The following is an 18,715-nucleotide window of genomic DNA, read 5'->3' as shown; positions in this document are numbered from 1 at the left end:
ATTATATTGTTTTACGGGGCAGTGTTGACCTATATCTTTGAAATCAATTGATTTTCAAAAGTATCAATCCTTAGTATTTCACAGGATACGGTGTCACCATTACCAAAAAATTCCGTCCCCGCCGGGTTGCCTGGTTAATATGACATCTCTCGGTTTTAATGACATAATACTTGATAAATAAGACATTATTTTATCAATTGATGTAATCATAAGACTGGATGGACTCGATTGCTTTTTCTTACCTAACATTTGCTTCTACAACAACATTAAAATGGTCAATATCCGTCCGGATAATGGGACCCAAGGGTGTAAATGTGTTAAATGACTTACCTATCGTCTAATAGCCTTCGTCATAAGTTAATTGCGGTGTCGTTACACCCTTGCAAATGGTATAACCGAAAATGTATTGCGACACCTCGGATGGGGTAATATTTTTAGCTACCCCATCGATAACAACTGCCAGTTCAGATTCAAATTTAATTTCATTAATTTCCATAGGTATCTTGACATTTTGATTCGGATCTATAGATATCGGTTTATAAAAAAATACCGGATGCTTCACCTCATTTGCCGGTAGATTGGCAGTATCAGATACATAATTGGAACCAATTCCGATTATCTGATTAGGCGTTATAGAAGCAAGCAATATGACATCTTCTGTTGAAATTCCAGTGACGTAAAATTACAATCACCAAAAATATCACCCTCGATAACTTTGATTACATCATTTTCTAAGATGCCTTGATAGACCTTTGAATCCAACGTCATACTATATAAATTTCATATTTATAACCCTTCTTTCGTATTAAATTAAGAATAACTTTTAAATCAGAATATCCTGCCGTCACTTGTTTCCGTTAGAGTTTTACTTCGAGATAATACTTTGCCTGATTTTCCTTTAATATAAATTTTGAATACTCAATGATGTCTTGTTGTTTAGAGGATGTAAAACGCTCGAGGACAATTAACTGTTCACCTTTTACAACTTCCAACAATTTCTCCTCATACTCATGTGCTACACTAGTTGAAAAATATATTTTCGCTTTACTTAACTCAATACCATATTTTTTGGTATAAATATTATAAAGTAGGTTATCTTCTAAATCGTCAACCGATAAATTAGGAAATGGATTGCTAGGAACATACGAATATTCAATAATCGCAGGACTACCTTCCTCAATTTTTAAACGGATGATTTTATAAACTTGATCTGACTGATTTATATGAAGTTTCTTTGCTATTTTTGGACCAGCACTAACTTTTTTAAAACTAAGCAGCTTGTGAGGGTGTTTTGTTGATTTTTCCGATTTGTTATTGTGAAGTGAAACCATTTTCGTAATATCCTGTTCTTCTTTTTTGATTACAAACGTTCCTTTACCACTTTGCCTATGTAAATAACCTTCATAGACAAGCTCATGAATTGCTCTTTTTATAGTAATGTTACTCACACTAAATTGGTCAGCTAGTTCTCTTTCCGCAGCTAATCGGTAACCTGCCTCCCACTCACCGGAATCAATCTTTTCCTTCAAATAATCCCTAATCTGTTGATATAAAGGAATAGATAAACTTTTATCAACTTCCATCTTCTTCTCCTCTTTCTTTGATTGATTATAATATTATAAGTTTTAGCTATCTGCAATTTTTAAATATTATAATATCTGTGTTTTATAAAGTCAACAATATTTAAAGAATTTAGTAAAAATTTTCTCGGTTAGATATAATACCAAAAAAGCACAGTGTTTGTGTCACTGTGCTTTTTAACATGTTTTTTATACCCAACGTGTCGTAATAACTTTCTTGCGTGTGTAGAATTCAACACTATCCTTACCGTTGGCATGCAGGTCACCATAGAAGGAATCTTTCCAGCCGGAGAATGGGAAGTAGGCCATTGGCGCCGGAACACCAATGTTGACACCCAGCATGCCTGCATCGATTGTTTCCCTGAATTGCCGCACACTGCCGCCATCCCTTGTAAACAGGCAAGCACCGTTCGCGAATGGCGATTGATTCGTGACATCAATGGCCTGATCAAGATCCTTTACACGAACAATGGATAATACAGGCGCAAAAATTTCATCCTGCCAAATTTTCATATCCGTTGTAACATTATCAAAAATCGTCGGACCGACAAAATAACCTTTCTCCTGAGCACGTCCTTCATCACGGCCATCACGAACAAGCTTGGCTCCTTCACTTTCTCCGGTTTCAATATAACTCAGGGTACGGTCTTTATGCTGCTCGCGAATAACAGGGCCCAGGAAGACGCCTTCATCAAGCCCGTTGCCTATCGTTACGTCATTTGCCTTTTGCACGAGCTGATCAATAAATTCATCCGCCACGGATTCTTCTATTGCCACAACAGACGCTGCCATACACCGTTCGCCAGCAGACCCGAACGCAGCATTCAAAACTTGAGTGGAGGCATTATCCATATTAGCATCGTTTAACACGATCGAATGGTTTTTCGCCCCGGCTAATGCCTGAACACGTTTGAGATTGTCCGTTCCACGTTTGTATACATACTCTGCTACCGGTTGAGAGCCAACAAAGGAGATAGCCGAAACACCTTTGTGATCAAGCAGACCATTCACGACATCATGTGCACCGTGAACAATATTAAATACACCATCAGGTAGTCCTGCTTCTGTCAGAAGCTCTGCAAGACGATTGGCTAACAAAGGCGTGCGCTCAGATGGTTTCATGACAAACGTGTTTCCGGTTGCAATTGCCATTGGAAACATCCAGCACGGTACCATCATTGGAAAATTAAATGGTGTGATGCCGCCGACAACACCGATCGGATAACGATACATCCCGGATTCAAGACCTGATGCAATCGATGATAGCTGATCACCCATCATTAAGTTCGGTGCGCCTGCTGCAAATTCCACATTCTCAATCCCGCGCTGCACCTCACCTTTTGCTTCTTTCAAATTTTTTCCGTTTTCAATGGTGATCAGTTCAGCCAGTTCATCCCAGTTTTCCACCAACAGCTGCTGATACTTGAATAAAATACGTGCCCGTTTTGGAACAGCTATCTCCTTCCAATCCTGAAATGCCTCTTGAGCGACTTTGACCGCATGATCCACATCTTCCTGTGATGAGATTGGAACTTCCGCTATGGTGTCGCCGGTTGCCGGGTTTATGACGGACTCTGTTTTGTCACTCTCAGATTCTACCCATTTACCACCGATATAATTTCTAAGTGTTTTAACGTCTGTCTTTGACATATTAAATACCTCCTGTAATTTTGACTATCAGTCAATTATAATTTTCTAGATTAAAAGATTGTATAAAGCAATATAGCTAGGAACATAACAATTGTTGGAACAATAACACTGACAAAAAAGATTGGTTTATAAGATCGCTTATGTGATTCGCCGCAGATAACCCGAACAGTGGTTACAACATATCCATTGTGCGGAAGCGAATCAATACCACCTGATGCCAGAGCAGATATACGATGCATTGAACCGGGATCGACGCCTTGACTCAAATAGATTGGCGCCAGGATCGGCAACGCAATTCCCAATCCCCCGGAAGCAGACCCCGTAATACCACAAACAAGTGTAACACCGATTGCCAAGCCCAATAACGGGGGACCAGGCATGCTCACCAAAGCATCTACCATACTATCAAATGCTGAAATTTGTGCAGCGACACTGCCAAAACCAACAACAGCACATGTATTCGCTAATGCTACCAAGGCGTTTTGTGTTCCCGTTGCCAAAGGTTCCCAGAACTGTTTTAAGAAGCCGTTCATGGTCGTACACGCCAAGAAGATACCTGTCGTCAGTGCCAGCAATAATGCTGCTGTTGGGTTCATAAACTGCGATAGAATATTCAGCAAGATAATAACCATTACCAGCGGAATAAACGAAACAATCACATTAGGTAAGTTCTTTTTAACAGGCACTTCCTCATCTGCGGGATCTTCAATCGCAGCTGCCGTTTCATCGTTTGAGGACGGTTTGTATGGTAACGAGAATTCTTCACCGTTATTAACAGCCTGTCTGACCATTTTACCAAGCCATATGCCCCCAGTCACCATTATAATCAACGCGGAAAGAACACCAATAAATCCGCCTGCAGTAGGTGTTGTTCCAAAGTGTTCGGTTGGAATGATATTTTGTATTTCAGGTGACCCTGGTGCTGTCATTGTAAAGGAAATTGACCCAAATACTAAAGCTGCAGGAATAAATCGATGCGGCAGATTGGCAGCCCGAAACAATGATAAGGCAATCGGATAAACGGCAAAACCGACCACAAATAAACTGACGCCTCCATACGTCATAATAGCAGCTGCAGCTACAACCGCGAAAACGGCACGTTTAGTGCCTAACGTAGCTTTAATCCATTGCGCGATACTTTCAGCCGATTTTGTATCTTGCATAATTTTACCAAAAATGGCACCTAACAGAAATACCAGAAACCACGAAGCAAAATAGTCAGTAAAGCCCGTCATATAATTGTCCATTAAGGCCGTCTGCAGATTAAGTCCGCCTGTAACCGCTACCAAAACAGAACAGATGATGGCTGCTATAATAATATTTATGCCTTTCATGGTGAGATAAATTAGTAATGCCAGTGAAACGATTAGCCCTATTAAACCTATTATCTCCAAAAATCTTCCCCCTTGCTAAACTACTTCAGCCCCACACTTGAAGCAAAATTATAATCAAAGCAATAGTGATACAAATTTTCTATTTCTTTATGAGACGGAACTTTAGGGTTATTCCCGGGACTTCCACTTTCCAGGGCGTCTGTTGCCATCTTGCTGACGCTGGTTTCGAATTCATTCCTATCGATTCCCCAACTCTGTAAATTTGGTATCTCCAATGTAAGGCACAAGTCTTTAACAAAAGCTACGGCAACATCTGCAGCTATTTCATCAGATTCATTCTCCATTTCCGGACTGAAAATCCTGCCCAACTCCGCCAAACGCTGCACAGCTGAATCTTTACTGTATTCCAGAACTGCCGGCAGCAGCATCGCATTTGAAAACCCGTGTGGCACATGGAACAATGCTCCTATTGGCCTTGACATGCCGTGAACCAGACATACTGATGCATTTGAGAATGCTAAACCTGCTTGCAGTGAACCCAGTATCATCCTTTCTCGCGCATCAATATTATCCTTATCCTTGTATGCTTTCGTGATATTATTGACAATTAACTTCATTGCTGAAAGCGCCATCATATCTGTCATCGGGTGAGACCGCCCGGAAATATATGCCTCAATTGCATGACTTAGCGCATCGATTCCAGTAGCAGCTGTCACATGTTTAGGAGCTGACATTGTCAACAGTGGATCAACAATCGCTACTTCAGGTAAAAATGCCGGCTGCTTAATCATCATTTTCACATCATTCGTTGTATTCGTGATAACTGTAGCATCGGTTGCTTCAGATCCGGTTCCAGCAGTCGTAGGGATGGCGATATGTGGCACCGCTTTCATTTTTGCGATTTTATTTCCTCCCATGTAATCACCAATATAGCCCCCGTTTGTAGCAAGAACCGCTACAGATTTAGCTGTATCGATGCAACTACCGCCACCAAGTGAAATAACCACATCACATTTTTCTTGTTTTAAGATGTCCAATGCTTCTGCGACATAGACATCAGTCGGTTCAGATTCAATACCTAAATAAACAGCACTTTCTACCCCTTCTTTTGACAAATAATTTCTGCACTCACTGACATTTCCGAGCTTATCCATTATTTTGTCACTTACGATAAGTGCCTTTTTACCTTGTTTGGCTACTTCAGTGCCAATTGCTTTAAATGCCCCCTACCATAATTAATATTGTGTGGTGAATTAAAAACAGCAAAATCTTGCATTCTGTTCCTCCTTTCTGCTTCAACATATTTCTAGCAAAAAACATGCCAACAATTAATCACCACGAAAACAGTATTTCTAATAAATAAACTGTAGCTATTTCGCTACAACTATCCTTTGATATGTAGCAAAATAGCTACAGTTTAGAGGTTATATTTTTTCATTTTTTTATATAACGTTGTCCGGTGCATTCCCATTTTTCTAGCTGTCATTGTTTTATTACCATTAGATTCATTAAGTATGGATTGAATCAGCTCTTTTTCATTATCACTGTATCCCTTGTGACTTAAAAAGTTATTGCTTACATCATCTGAGTTTCTCATATACTCCGGCAAATGGTTTAAGGTGATCGTGTCGCTATCTATCAGTACAACAAGCCGTTCGATCACATTGATCAATTCTCTAACATTTCCTTTCCAGGAATAATGAATAAATGCTGACATGGCCTCAGAGGTCAACTCTTTTTCGGGAACTTGATATTTATGACACATTGATTTCATAAAATTGGACACTAATGAAGGAATATCAGATGTTCGTTCACGAAGAGGGGGAATCTGAATCTCAACAACATTAAGTCGGTAAAAAAGATCTTCGCGAAATTTTCCTTCTTCTACCATCTCCCACAAATTTCGGTTTGTTGCTGCAATGATTCGCGTGTTAACCTTATATTTTTGTGTACCACCGACGCGTTCAAATTCCTTATCCTCAAGCAAACGGAGTAGTTTGGTTTGCATGGTTAATGGCATTTCACCAATCTCATCCAAAAATAGTGTCCCATTTTGGGCTAATTCAAATTTCCCTTGTTTGCCGCCTTTTTTTGCCCCGGTGAATGCACCTTCTTCATAACCAAATAATTCCGATTCAATCAGGTTTTCCGGAATTGCCCCACAGTTGACATTAATAAAAGCCCCTGATGAAAATGGACTTAACTCATGAATCCCACTTGCATATATGCCTTTACCAGTTCCGCTTTCACCAGTAATCAGAACGGTTACATCTGTTTTTGCAACCTTTCGTGCTGTCCGTTTGATAGTTGCCGTACTGTCACTGACTCCTATAATCTGATCCAGTGTTGTCATCCTTATTTTTTCATGATTTTCTCGCACATTTCGTATATTTTTATTCGTATCGGCTTTAAGATTATCATTTTGAATCCGATCATAAATTTGATACAGTTCTGAGACACCTTCAAAAATTAGCATGCCAATCGCACCAACAACCGTATCATTCTTCCAGATTGGGATGCGGTGAACAATCATCGGCTGTCCTTGTATGTATTGGATAGCACCTCTTTCTGGCAACCCTGTCTTTACGGTATTGTGCATATTGGTATTTTCAATGACGTCCTGCACATGCTTTCCTAAGGCATCTTCTTTATCCACGCCAATAAAACGACTGTATGCTTCATTAAATTGGACGATGATTCCTTCCTTATCAACGACAGCAACACCTTCATAGGCAATATTCATCACCTCATCCAAGATTGCCGCTGTGTGTTCCAATTGATCTATTTCTTGAATAAAAGAGGAAATTCCATCTAAAATCTCATTCCTCGTTATTGTTCCGACTAATTTGTATTGACTATTTACTACCAAATAATAATTGAAAGGGAACCTATGAAGATCCAAGACGGAATCATTTTGACTAACGATTATGAAACCATCTCTCGATATACTTTTCTTAAGTAGGTCATTTTCCTTTTCCAACAAAAGACTTTCCAGCAATGATTTAGCGGTTAAAATTCCAACAGGCTTCATATCATCATTGACTACCGGCAACCATTCAACGTCGAATTCTTTAAAGATGGATATCGCTTGTTTTATTGAATGATGTTCACGTATATAATCTGGTTCAATTACCATCCAATGCTTAAGCATCAGATGTTTTTCCTTTTCAATAATTCTATCCTGCCTTTGAATGATATCCTGTAGCATTTGTGACCCTCCATCTATAATTCAAACTCCTTCAAAATGCCCCTCTATACCGGCATTCCAAGAAACGTTATGTGCCTTTATTTAAGTTCGGTGTCATAGTATTCAGATCCCTGCCACTTTAGATGCTTTATTGCAATTTAATAAAATCATATATGTGCGTGAAAATCGAACCTTATATAGACTACTTAATCTTCACTAAATCTTTCTCATCAAAATTTTGGTGATTTTATATCGATTCCAAGTATTGCAGTGAATTAGCCATGTCTTTCTTACTCATTTATTTTCTTGATAATCTGCTCATAGGCAACACCTTTACAATTGATCCATTTTATCCAACATCTCCGTTTTAGTCGGATTCGTATACAGCAATGTCGTGTGAATATTGGAATGTCCAGCCTGGTTTGCCACTTCATGAATACTCATACCTTTATTAATTGCATTTGAACAAAAGAAGTGCCTTAACACATGAGGGGTGATTTTCTTGCCAACTTCTTTGGCGTATCGCTGAAATGCTGTATTAACAACGGTACGATCAAGTCGCTGATTTCGATTGCTCGGAAACAGATAATCGCAAACTATTCCTTTTTCTTTCCTTTCCTTCAACCAAGACTGCAACGCAATACGGACCTTTTCACTCATGTAAACAATTCGCGTTTTATCCCCTTTTCCATTTCTCACCACAATTTCCCTTGTCACCAAATGAACATCATTAAGGTGCAAATCCAGTGCTTCTGATAATCTTAGACCGGCATATGCAAAGATTGTAGCTAAAGCATAATAGCGCATATGATTATCATCCAATATAATCTGCCGGAACTTTTCCACATCATCATATTCTACCGTTGATAAAGATGCATATGGTTGTTGTACTCTTTCGAAATCTTTCTTTCCAATAACTACATTCGGCTGCACATGATACTCTTCCACTAAAAATTCATTGAATTTTATTAGCCCACTCAACTTTGTGTTGATTGTTTTCGGATTTAATTTTTTAACGGTCTTCAAGCAAGAAATATACTCAAGTACATTTTCTCGATGAAGTTTTTGAAATGGAACATCTTTGGATTCATCAAACCATTTCAAGTACCCATTGACTGACTGAAGATATCCTTTTATAGTATTTTCCTTTAAATCTTTATTTTGCAAATAAACGTAAAAAGATTCTAACATATATGTCACCCTATAAATTATGTTGGATTCCATAAGCGCCTTTTCCTACTAAATTATGTTGGATTTTATACTGATAATTCTAACAGATGAATAGAAAAACACAACATAAATGACATTATGTTGTGTTTCTATACTTTTCTTATTTTTCGTTTAACCTTAATCTTCACTTGCTTTATTTATAACCGACCAAATCATTTCCATACACACATGATAAAGTTCAATGAGTAACTAAGGGAAAAAGTTGGCGTTGGAGCTTGCCTTACAATATTAACTCCTAACCCAAGTTTCAGCTGAAGGTTAATAAATTTTATCTTATCACAAACCAACTACCGTCTTCGCTTAGGAGGTTGGATAACGGTGGTCGAGATCGAATATAGCCTTTCATCGCTGATATATCAGTATCAGCAAAAATTCCTGTGTAAAATTCGTGTAAAAATTTTGCTGAATCATAAAAGCAACTTCTACTAAAAATTAATCAAACCATTCAATTAGCGTGTTTTAACATTTTATATAAATTATTAATTTGTTGTTATTGCAAGGTTAAACTGATAAATATTATCAAATATGCATTAGTTTGTTTCAGGTTATTTCGACTTATACGTTACCAATTTACAATGAGTCCATAAACACCCGATGGAATTATCCGGCTTCAACCGCCATTGTGGCGAGCTGAGTAGGATTCCGGGTCAAAAAAAGAGACGAACCAGCAAGCGAATTGCTGGTGCGCCTTTCATAAGTCTTTAAAAGCTATAACTTAACGCGTTCTTTATATTTTTCAATTAATTGCTGATTATAATCGTCTGCTCCCTCAATATTGCCACTCAGGAAAACAGGCGGCTCAAAATTATTATCTGCCATGTGCTTGATTGATTCAGCTAAAATGGCGTTTAAAAGAGTCGCCCCAATGACAGTAGAACTTGGCGCAAAATTCACATCAACTTTGTCATGTGATAATAGTGCGTCCCCTCCTGGAGCATGATTGTTAATCACAAGATCAACCGCATCAAATAAGTGTTCGCCACTGGTATGGCGTGATGGCTGGCTCGACGAATACTCAACTGATGTGATGCCAATTACATAGGCACCTTTATTCTTAGCAATATGCGCTACATCTACCGGAACTGGATTTCTTCCTGATGTCGAAATCACAAACATAACATCCCCTTCCCGTATATCTTGCTTATTCATAAACGTTTGCGCATAATCATTTTTACGTTCAAATGAAGAAGAACGGACAGCCCCTTCGTGGAGCATCAATGGTTCATGGAGAATAGGATGAATCGGAACGAGACCGCCTGCCCGATAATAAACTTCTTCGGTCAAAATATGCGAATGGCCGCACCCGAATAAATGAATTACCCCATCATGCTGTATAGATTCAGAGACTTTTTCCGCAGCCTGTTTCATGACATCATTTTCTTTCTTGTGTACAACATCGAGTAAGTCCGTAATCTTGCTGAAATAATGATGAATCATTATAAGCCCTCCACTTCTTGATAAACCTCTTTCACTTTATCCGGTATGGTTTTTCCTGTTTCCTTGTCCATGGCTGACCCAAAGATATGCGGCATAAAGAACTCGATATCAATATCTTTCACACTTGAAACGATTTTCCGAATGTTAGCTCCATTAATGCCACCAGCAGGTTCCACGCCACGGATACCTTTGGCCTGAGCTGTTTTGGTTAAATAAATGAGTTCCTCCAAATGATCGGTTCCACTGACAGGCATCATCTTGATACTTTCGATGCCAAGATGAGAAGCGATTTCCATTAATTCTTCTACTTTATAGACACTTCCTGAATTCGCCAGTTGGACTTTTCCAACTTCACCGGTCGGTTTAACCAGTCCGTTCACCAATTGTTTTTGATGACCTATCCCATCCAGATAGCCTAATGAATAAGACGACGTTTCAAACGGCTGATTTATATGACCTGGTCTGGACACTGCAGCAATTTCCAGCACTTTTTTCCAATTGGCTGTATTACCCCCACCACCAAGACCAATACTAACTGTCTTTGCAACGGTTTTTATTTCACTTACTTTTGTTGCAGCATCCTCCACAGAAGCGAATTTATCTGATACAATCCCCGGAACGACATGTCCAGCTCCAGCTTCCATCACAGCAGCAGTATTCTCTACATCTCGTACCAAGTAATTAAACAGAATTTTATCATGTAATTTATCCACAGCCTATCACTCCTGGTTGTTCATCAGTCGAACCATATTTTCCAATGCGATATTGACTATATATTTACCCTTTCCTTCTGTAGCAAGTTTGGCATCACCCAGTACAGCCGTTTCTGTAAATTCCTCCCACGGTGTAGGCGTCACATCAGCATGATCCGGGATATCGGGTATGTCCGTAATCGTCTTGTCCATATCAACATATTCGGGAGCCAGATAGAGCATATAAGATGTTTCAATCTCACAGGCATGAAAATACGTATTATGAGCCGATTGCGTCTCCCTGACTTCTGATGCCGCCTTATTCATGCCTGGATAAAAAAAGTAAAATACGCGCATTTCCGGACACGATTCATACAACGCACGAGCAGCTTCTTTTAATGCTGATCCATTTCCCAAATGACCATTCACCATTGCAAATGTTGTAAACCCTTGATGATACAGGCTTTCCCCGATATCAACCAGAAACCGGATCAGGGATTCATTGCTTATATTGATGCTGCCCGGAAAATTGCGCAGGCTCCATACTTGCCCATAAGGCAGCGTTGGCAGCACATAACCATTCACGCGACCCGCCAGCTTTTCAGACAGTTGTTCTGCCAGCAGGTTGTCGGTGCCCAGGGGTAAATGAGGACCGTGTGCTTCCACCGCTCCAACTGGTAAAATAGCTATTTTCGAATTATCAATTTTTTCTTTAATGTCAAATGAATTGTCGTATTGAAATTGCATACCAGTTTCACCACCTGTTATTTTTTAAAGGTAAAGCACCGCTTTGGATTTTGAACGAAAAATTTATCCACCAGTTTTTCCCCATCAAAGCCTTTTTGATTGGCTTCTTCAATAAAACGCGGCACCCACTTACCAATAATATTTTCCAATCCAAGTCCATAATCATAATGTTTATAATAGCTTTTTCTGGCAGTATCGCCACTTACCAGTATCTGATCTTCATAGCCTTTTTTGACCAGTTCAAAAATACAGCCGATACGTGTGCTTTCCGGCGCGTACTTTATTTTGGAAATTCCATCAAACGAAAGAAACGCACCTGTCTTCGCTATTTTTTCATGATAAAAAGGATCAGGATTACGGTCCATATGACCAAAACTCATATATTCAAGATTAATGCCTTCACTTTTCAGTAGTTCAATTTGTTCAAGCCCCATTGTACCAGCCTCGGTATGAGAGTGAATAGGAGCTTTCGTTTCGTGATGAGCTCTTGCAACCGCCCGTAATGTTTTTTCTTCCAGTGGTGTTATCCGGTTGTAACCTGTCCCAAATTTCACTTGCCCTCCAGGAACTCCAGTGCCTTCCAAACCTTCTTCTATTTCCTGAATGACAAAATCCGCCAGTTCATTAATCGATTTTAGCTCAATCCAATCCGAAAAAGTCTGATAATCACCGATAACGTGTTTCAACCGTTCGGGAATGGATGCGCTCCAGAGAAAACTTTTATTAAAACCTGCTGTCCCAATAAACGTGATGCCTGTTTCCTCAGCGATTTCCTTAACCGCCTGGACATCACGGCCATAATCAATAGCAGTCGCATCGACAATGGCCTGTCCGCCAAGGTTTTTAAAGTCTAGAACATCCCGTTCTGATTTCGCTTTATTATCAAGAAGCAAATCATCTGCTTGTTGCTCAGCCCAATATGGTGGTATGCAAACGATATGTTCATGGGAATACGTGAACCCCAGATCGGCTGGATTGACATTACCATGAAATGTTCGAATAAAAGACATATTTGTCACCCCTTTAAATGATTAATCAGAAAAGGAGAAAAACCTGAAGCCTTCCCCCTTTCAGTCATACACTAGCCAAATAATAGCTGTGATAAGAATTTAACAATCGGACCTAAGATAAACATGTCAGAGTCCGCTGCCCACATGGCAGTATCCGGAATTGTATCAGGCAGCAACATTCTGACCATGATATATTGCCCCCAGGCAACCACAGTCGCCGTAATAAATCCACCGATAACAGCACCACGGGCACCGCCTGTCGCGTTTCCGAAGACACCAGCTGTTGCACCATGGAAGAACAGAACAATCATTGTCGGGACAAACACATAGCCAACTGCATTTCCTAATACTACCAGCCAAACAAGTCCACCAATGAATGCTCCAAGAAAACCTAAGATAACCGCGTTAGGCGCATATGGGAACACAATTGGAGCATCAAGTGCTGGCTTTGCTCCCGGTACAATTTTTGTTGCAATTCCTTTAAAGGCTGGGACCATTTCTCCGATAAACATACGGACACCTGTCAGGACCACAGCAATACCTGCTGTAAAGGTGAACGATTGAATCAGTGCATACACAACAAAGTTCTGATCACCCGCTGAAGCAACAAGTTCCTGGGCACCCGCCGTGTCTCTAAAGGAAACAACAATCGCGCCTGTCATGAACAGCAGCCCCATTGTCAGGGCAGTTATAACATTTGAGTCACGCAAAAATTCTAAACCGCTCGGAACTTTAATTTTTTCTGAGTCATTGTCTTTATTGCCGAGAAACTTACCAGCCCAGGCAGACAGTAATGAAACTGATGCCGACGTATGACCCAGCGCGATGTTATCATTGCCTGTTATTTTACGCATAAACGGCTGAACAATTGCCGGCTGGAGTGTCCAGTAAACACCCATAATCACTGCCAAGAATAGGACAAGCTCCCAAAACGACACATCGGCTACTGTTTGAACAACCACACCTGCAAATATTGTCGTGGTCCAAAACATCATGTGGCCAGTCAAATAAATATACTTGAATCGCGTGAACCGGGCAATTAATACGTTAATAATAAAACCAATAGTCATAGCCAACGCCACAGCGCTTCCGTATTCTCCGGTAAACGCTTCCTGACCCATATACCCGCTGAACGACTCTGATTCGAGGTTGAATACCTCAGCCCACAATGGTTCAAATACCGTTAAAGCACTTGAAATAATATCGGAACCAGCAGTAATTATCAGAAAGCCGATAATCGCCTTGAATGTGCCGCTTATTGTTTGACTGGCAGTTTTCTTTTGCACCAGCAAACCGATCAGTACAATTGAACCAATTAAAATGGCCGGCTGTCCAAATACGTTATTGGCCAGCCACATCACCACATCCATAATTGTTTCCATGCTTGTTCCCCCTTTTATTCATTTAATAGTTTCAAAGATTAGCTGTCCATGTGTGCATCAATTGCCTGGTTAATCTCATCCATATCGAAATAGTTATTGACAAGAATTACTGTGGCATCATGCTCTGTCAGGCTTTCGGCCAGTTCATTACTTGTAATAATATAATCCGCCTGCATACTTGATGCAGCTGAAACATCCGTATGTTCTACATCAGCCTGAATCCCTCTGCCACCAAGTGCTTGTTCGACATTCATTTTCAAAATCAGACTTGTTCCCTGACCCAGACCGCATACAGTTAAAACCTTCAACATAATTATCTCTCCATTTTCAATAGATTTTGAATATCTTCATAAGAATCAGCATTCATTAGGGCTTCCACATTTTTTCTATCGTTTAATAATCCCGTTAATCTTCTCAATAATGTCAGATGCTCATCACTGGAAGAGGCGCCTAAGCCAAATACAAGCTGTACCGGGTCATTTGACTGATGACCAAATGTTACCGGATTTTTTAATTGAATTAACGATACAGAAGCTTCCTTCACACCATCCTCAGGACGGGCGTGTGGAATGGCGATACTTGGGGCCAGTACGAAATATGGACCATTTTCCTTATACGCGCTGACCATCGCATCAACATAGGTTGCGTCAACAACACCTCCCTTAACAAGCATTTCTCCTGCTTCTTTAATAGCCTCATCGGCGGTTTTCGCCTCAGCTCCAATCTTAATTAATTTTCGATCCAAAAATTTCATCGTCTCTTATTCACCTGCCTTGTTGTATTACGCTAAATGTTGTTGAATTCGGCTAATGAGTTCATCCTTATCGGTGGATGCCATCACTTCATCTTTCACTGATTTATCCGAGAACATCTTTGTCAGCTGCGACAAAGCTTTTAAGTGCCGTTCGTTATCAACCGATGCTAGAACAATCAGCATCCGAACAGGCTTTTCCATGAGATTAACGTCATGGTTTAAAAGCAGCATACTCATGCCGGTTTTAACAACGCCATCGTTGGGGGTTGCATGCGGCAAAGCGATGTAATCAGAGATAACGATATACGGACCGGTTCTCTTCACATTTTGAATCATACTTTCCACATAATCAGCTGTTACATACCCCTGATCAACCAATGGCTGCGCAGCTTCTGATATAGCCTCCTCCCAGGTATTCACATGAACTTTGACCTGGATTCTGCTTTCTGGAAGCAAATCAATGAAACCCGGTTTGCTTGCTTCATCCATCGAGATTGGTGAGTAGAAGTACGTCTTTAATTCTTTGCGCAGCGATGCTTCATCCCATACGTCTGCGTAACGCCGGATCATATCTATGACTGTATCAACTGATAACATCTGTTGATGGGACCCGTTTTCAAATAAACTATTTACGTTTTTCAACAGCTGTTCTTTATCCTCGTTATTTAAGATGGGATTGACCACAAAAACCGGTATTCCTCTATTAGGCAGCATTATTGTCGATACGATAAAATCGGCGGATGACGCTAGATCTTTTATATCTTCATATTCGCGTAATGATATGACCCCGGTAATATCCACATCTGAAAACAAGCCTTCCAGCTGACTTTCAAGAAGACGTGACGTTCCCAATCCATTCGTGCATACGATTAACAGTTTTTTGCGTCGTTTCCCTAGAATGACCCCTTCTTTTCTTAACCACCCACCGAAATGCATGGCAATAAAGGCAATTTCATTGTCATCTATTTTCTGCTCCATTAAGTCTTCAACATGATAAATAACTTTTTTGGTTAAATGGAATATCTCCGGATAATTGCTTTTCACAGAATCCTTTAGAACATTTTCAATTCGAATTCCGTACTTAATCCGGTAATAAGTTGGTTTTAAGTGTAAGAGAAGATTATGGATCATCCGCTGTTGGTCCGGGAACGCTACGGCAGCATTTATCTGAAAGTCATGAACCATCTTTTCGACAACTGATGTAAGATTCCGCATCTCTTGGTTTTCCAATTGCAAATTAAAATTATAATTCACTTTCGCACTGAGCAAATACCTTGTGAAATAATATATTTCATCAAGAGGAATACTAAGATGAAAAAACTCGGATAGGCGGTCACACAATCGCTTAGCACCTTGAAATTCATCCGTTGTATGGATCACTTCTTTCTCAGCCGGGTCCACTTCAACATATTTTCCCATTCTGATCCGCTGAATGAAAAAATACAGCCAAATAATCAGATCATTTCGGACATCATCCGTAATTTCAACTTCAACCTGTTGCTCATACTTATTCAGATAGTTTTTAATTTGCAGTAAGTCGTCAGCAGCAATGATGTGATAGGGTTGTGTACCTGTCTTGTCTGGTTGATTCTTCACCTCTAAATTTTTTACAAAGCTTAACCATGTTTCATCAGGTACAACAATTGCTAAATACTGAATAAGCAGTCTTCTGACAACGATTTCATCACCGTGGATTTTATAGCCTTTTTTTCTTTCCGAGACAAGGTTAAGGTTGCTGGATTTCAAACCATCTTTCAGCTTTTTGATATCCTCAATTGCAGTGTTCCGACTAACCTGAAACAGATCCTTAAAATTATCAAGAAAATAATCCCGGGTTTGTCCTACCAAATAAATATAAATCCACGCTTTTCTTTCCACCTTGGAAAATTCATAGTAGGACACAGCTGAAATATCCAATTCTTCCAGCAAGTGCTTTTTTACAGATGAATCAAGGTATAGTCCTTGCCCCCGCACTTGCTTCAGCTCAGATAACTTGTGATAATGCAGCCAGTCGTTAATTTTGTCAAGATCATTATAAACTGTACGTCTTGACACGTTGAATAAATCTGCAAGTTTTGCAACGGAAACATATGAATCTGCTTTTGCAATTTGATTCAATACCGCAAAACTTCGTTGATCCATTTAATATCACCGCCATATCCCGGAAGACATTGAATATAGTTCATTTGTCTCCCTTACTTATTACTATAATCCTTTTATCAGACAATTATAAGACCAAATCATGCACATGTTAAAATGCAAAATTGGACCTTATTAAAATTCATCTATCAAATTAAGAAAACCTCCCGTGGCAGGGAGGTTTCATCAGGCGTCTAATATTGTTCTGATTTTATTCACTTTTTCCGCAACTATTGGGGATAAATAGCTTTCATCTTCGCGTACACCTGATCCAAAATGGACTTCCTTTGGATTGACTTCTTTGTAGAACTCGGAGAACGTGTCTGTTTTGAGTCCATAGCCAGCCATAATCTCCAAATGTGTATCTTCAGCAAGCTTAATCAATCGTTTCATATTGGGAATTGACGCCGGCGCAGGCTGTTGACCGGCTGCTGTCAAAACCCTCTTAACCTGTGGATGTTTTGCCAAGCAAACAAGTGCTTCCTCCTGATCTCGTACAAAATCAAATGCTCTATGAAAGGTAACGTCCAGCCCTTCCGCTGTATGCAATAACTGCTTTAGTACTTCCTCATCAATTACATGATCAGGTGTTAACATACCAATGACAATGCCGTCTGCACCAAGTTGTTTTGTCATTTCAATATCTTTTTGCATCACTTCAATGTCATCGTTGTTATAAATAAACGACTGACTGTGTGGACGGACAATAACGTTGAACGGAATATCGACTGCGTTAGCGACAGCATCAATTAATCCAAAGCTGGGCGTTAACCCTGTTTCCAGCATGCCAGGGCTTAATTCCAATCGGTCCGCTCCATATGCTTCAGCATGTTTAGCATCTGTTAAGTTAGTCGCAATAATTTCTAATGTCACGATAATCTCTCCCTGATAATAAAATACTACTATTTTATTATAGCTTATAATGTATGAATTTATAATTTAAAAAGAAGTGACGACCTTAACTCTCTGGATTCTAGTCATTTGTTTAAGCCTAATGCATAACGTGTAAACGGCACATTATTAAAGGCAGATCAGCGCAACGCTAGATTACCCTTCCTTTATTGCCTCAGTTCAATATCCTGCACATTCCGTTCAACAATCCGTGCTTCTTAATGGACACAATGTCACGGTTGAACGATATAAAAGCGTTTTGGTTGATGATTTCGTCCATGGTACCTTTGATGGCTGCAGGATTAGGCGGTTCGATTGGCTTTCTCAATGAACACGTTACGGTCTTGTCATCTTCATTCCAAAATTTCAATTCAAGCTTTTTCATGATGTCACATCATTTAGTGTTCAGAAGTACTGTTATAGAAAATTCTCAGTTTACTTCAAACTTTCCTTTGCCTGTTCTCTTGTTAACTAACACCGTTATACTTTGTTGTCTTCCCTACACTAAACGACGCTCCATCTAAAACTTGGATTATATGCTTACATTATGCCGCCCATTCTCCATCATTATTTTTTGATATTTGCACACCTTTATAAACCCTTAACAATCACTCTTTCGTTCAGCAGAATTGGAACAAACATTTGTGTATATTTGCAATTAATTGGCGTAAATGTGGTCAAT

At 39.7% G+C, this 18,715-nt stretch carries 18 protein-coding genes and 1 pseudogene; all 19 read right to left on the bottom strand.

Features of this window, described 5'->3' with window-relative positions; all coding sequences use genetic code 11:
• Positions 1 to 99 precede the first annotated feature (99 nt).
• Positions 100 to 210, bottom strand: coding sequence for a hypothetical protein (locus AOX59_RS20660; protein ID WP_418000781.1), 111 nt, complete (start codon positions 208 to 210; stop codon positions 100 to 102).
• A gap of 127 nt (positions 211 to 337) precedes the next feature.
• Positions 338 to 646 carry a fumarylacetoacetate hydrolase family protein gene (locus AOX59_RS19520; protein ID WP_169792861.1) on the bottom strand — a complete coding sequence of 103 codons (309 nt, stop codon included), beginning with the start codon at positions 644 to 646 and terminating at the stop codon, positions 338 to 340.
• Positions 631 to 768, bottom strand: a complete 138-nt coding sequence (locus AOX59_RS20655; protein ID WP_156418634.1) for an Rv2993c-like domain-containing protein — start codon at positions 766 to 768, stop codon at positions 631 to 633. The genes AOX59_RS19520 and AOX59_RS20655 overlap by 16 nt, the downstream gene beginning before the upstream one ends.
• A gap of 89 nt (positions 769 to 857) precedes the next feature.
• On the bottom strand, positions 858 to 1,583 hold the full coding sequence (locus AOX59_RS03820) for a GntR family transcriptional regulator (protein WP_068442059.1): 726 nt from the start codon (positions 1,581 to 1,583) through the stop codon (positions 858 to 860).
• Between the two features lie 186 nt (positions 1,584 to 1,769).
• Complete coding sequence (locus AOX59_RS03815; protein ID WP_068442056.1) at positions 1,770 to 3,230, bottom strand: CoA-acylating methylmalonate-semialdehyde dehydrogenase; 1,461 nt, start codon at positions 3,228 to 3,230, stop codon at positions 1,770 to 1,772.
• Positions 3,231 to 3,280: 50 nt separating this feature from the next.
• Entirely contained in the window at positions 3,281 to 4,618 is a 1,338-nt protein-coding gene (locus AOX59_RS03810) for a GntP family permease (RefSeq protein ID WP_068448129.1), read from the bottom strand.
• A gap of 26 nt (positions 4,619 to 4,644) precedes the next feature.
• Positions 4,645 to 5,840: pseudogene (locus AOX59_RS03805) on the bottom strand (iron-containing alcohol dehydrogenase).
• 141 nt (positions 5,841 to 5,981) lie between these two features.
• Positions 5,982 to 7,772 (bottom strand): sigma-54-dependent Fis family transcriptional regulator, encoded by a 1,791-nt coding sequence (locus AOX59_RS03800; protein ID WP_082684118.1) that lies wholly within the window; start codon positions 7,770 to 7,772, stop codon positions 5,982 to 5,984.
• A 312-nt stretch (positions 7,773 to 8,084) separates the two neighbouring features.
• Entirely contained in the window at positions 8,085 to 8,942 is an 858-nt protein-coding gene (locus AOX59_RS03795) for a tyrosine-type recombinase/integrase (protein WP_068442053.1), read from the bottom strand.
• Between the two features lie 747 nt (positions 8,943 to 9,689).
• Positions 9,690 to 10,418 (bottom strand): SIS domain-containing protein, encoded by a 729-nt coding sequence (locus AOX59_RS03790; RefSeq protein ID WP_068442050.1) that lies wholly within the window; start codon positions 10,416 to 10,418, stop codon positions 9,690 to 9,692.
• A complete protein-coding gene (locus AOX59_RS03785) occupies positions 10,418 to 11,131 on the bottom strand; it encodes a KDGP aldolase (protein ID WP_068442047.1) in 714 nt (237 codons plus the stop codon). The genes AOX59_RS03790 and AOX59_RS03785 overlap by 1 nt, the downstream gene beginning before the upstream one ends.
• 6 nt (positions 11,132 to 11,137) lie before the next feature.
• Complete coding sequence (locus AOX59_RS03780; RefSeq protein WP_068442043.1) at positions 11,138 to 11,857, bottom strand: creatininase family protein; 720 nt, start codon at positions 11,855 to 11,857, stop codon at positions 11,138 to 11,140.
• A gap of 17 nt (positions 11,858 to 11,874) precedes the next feature.
• Positions 11,875 to 12,867 carry a phosphotriesterase family protein gene (locus AOX59_RS03775; RefSeq protein ID WP_068442039.1) on the bottom strand — a complete coding sequence of 331 codons (993 nt, stop codon included), beginning with the start codon at positions 12,865 to 12,867 and terminating at the stop codon, positions 11,875 to 11,877.
• A 71-nt stretch (positions 12,868 to 12,938) separates the two neighbouring features.
• Positions 12,939 to 14,237, bottom strand: coding sequence for a PTS ascorbate transporter subunit IIC (locus AOX59_RS03770; RefSeq protein WP_068448124.1), 1,299 nt, complete (start codon positions 14,235 to 14,237; stop codon positions 12,939 to 12,941).
• A 50-nt stretch (positions 14,238 to 14,287) separates the two neighbouring features.
• Positions 14,288 to 14,557, bottom strand: coding sequence for a PTS sugar transporter subunit IIB (locus tag AOX59_RS03765; RefSeq protein ID WP_068448122.1), 270 nt, complete (start codon positions 14,555 to 14,557; stop codon positions 14,288 to 14,290).
• 5 nt (positions 14,558 to 14,562) lie between these two features.
• Positions 14,563 to 15,003 carry a PTS sugar transporter subunit IIA gene (locus tag AOX59_RS03760; protein ID WP_068442036.1) on the bottom strand — a complete coding sequence of 147 codons (441 nt, stop codon included), beginning with the start codon at positions 15,001 to 15,003 and terminating at the stop codon, positions 14,563 to 14,565.
• Between the two features lie 27 nt (positions 15,004 to 15,030).
• On the bottom strand, positions 15,031 to 17,145 hold the full coding sequence (locus tag AOX59_RS03755; protein ID WP_068442033.1) for a BglG family transcription antiterminator: 2,115 nt from the start codon (positions 17,143 to 17,145) through the stop codon (positions 15,031 to 15,033).
• Positions 17,146 to 17,328: 183 nt separating this feature from the next.
• On the bottom strand, positions 17,329 to 18,015 hold the full coding sequence (locus AOX59_RS03750) for a copper homeostasis protein CutC (protein ID WP_068442030.1): 687 nt from the start codon (positions 18,013 to 18,015) through the stop codon (positions 17,329 to 17,331).
• 193 nt (positions 18,016 to 18,208) lie between these two features.
• A complete protein-coding gene (locus AOX59_RS03745) occupies positions 18,209 to 18,418 on the bottom strand; it encodes a DUF2922 domain-containing protein (protein ID WP_335338774.1) in 210 nt (69 codons plus the stop codon).
• Between the last annotated feature and the right edge of the window lie 297 nt (positions 18,419 to 18,715).

The organism is Lentibacillus amyloliquefaciens (genome assembly GCF_001307805.1).
GTDB classification, from domain to species: domain Bacteria; phylum Bacillota; class Bacilli; order Bacillales; family Amphibacillaceae; genus Lentibacillus; species Lentibacillus amyloliquefaciens.
The sequence above is the reverse complement of the archived record's forward strand: the minus strand, read 5'-3'. Positions and strand labels throughout refer to the sequence as shown.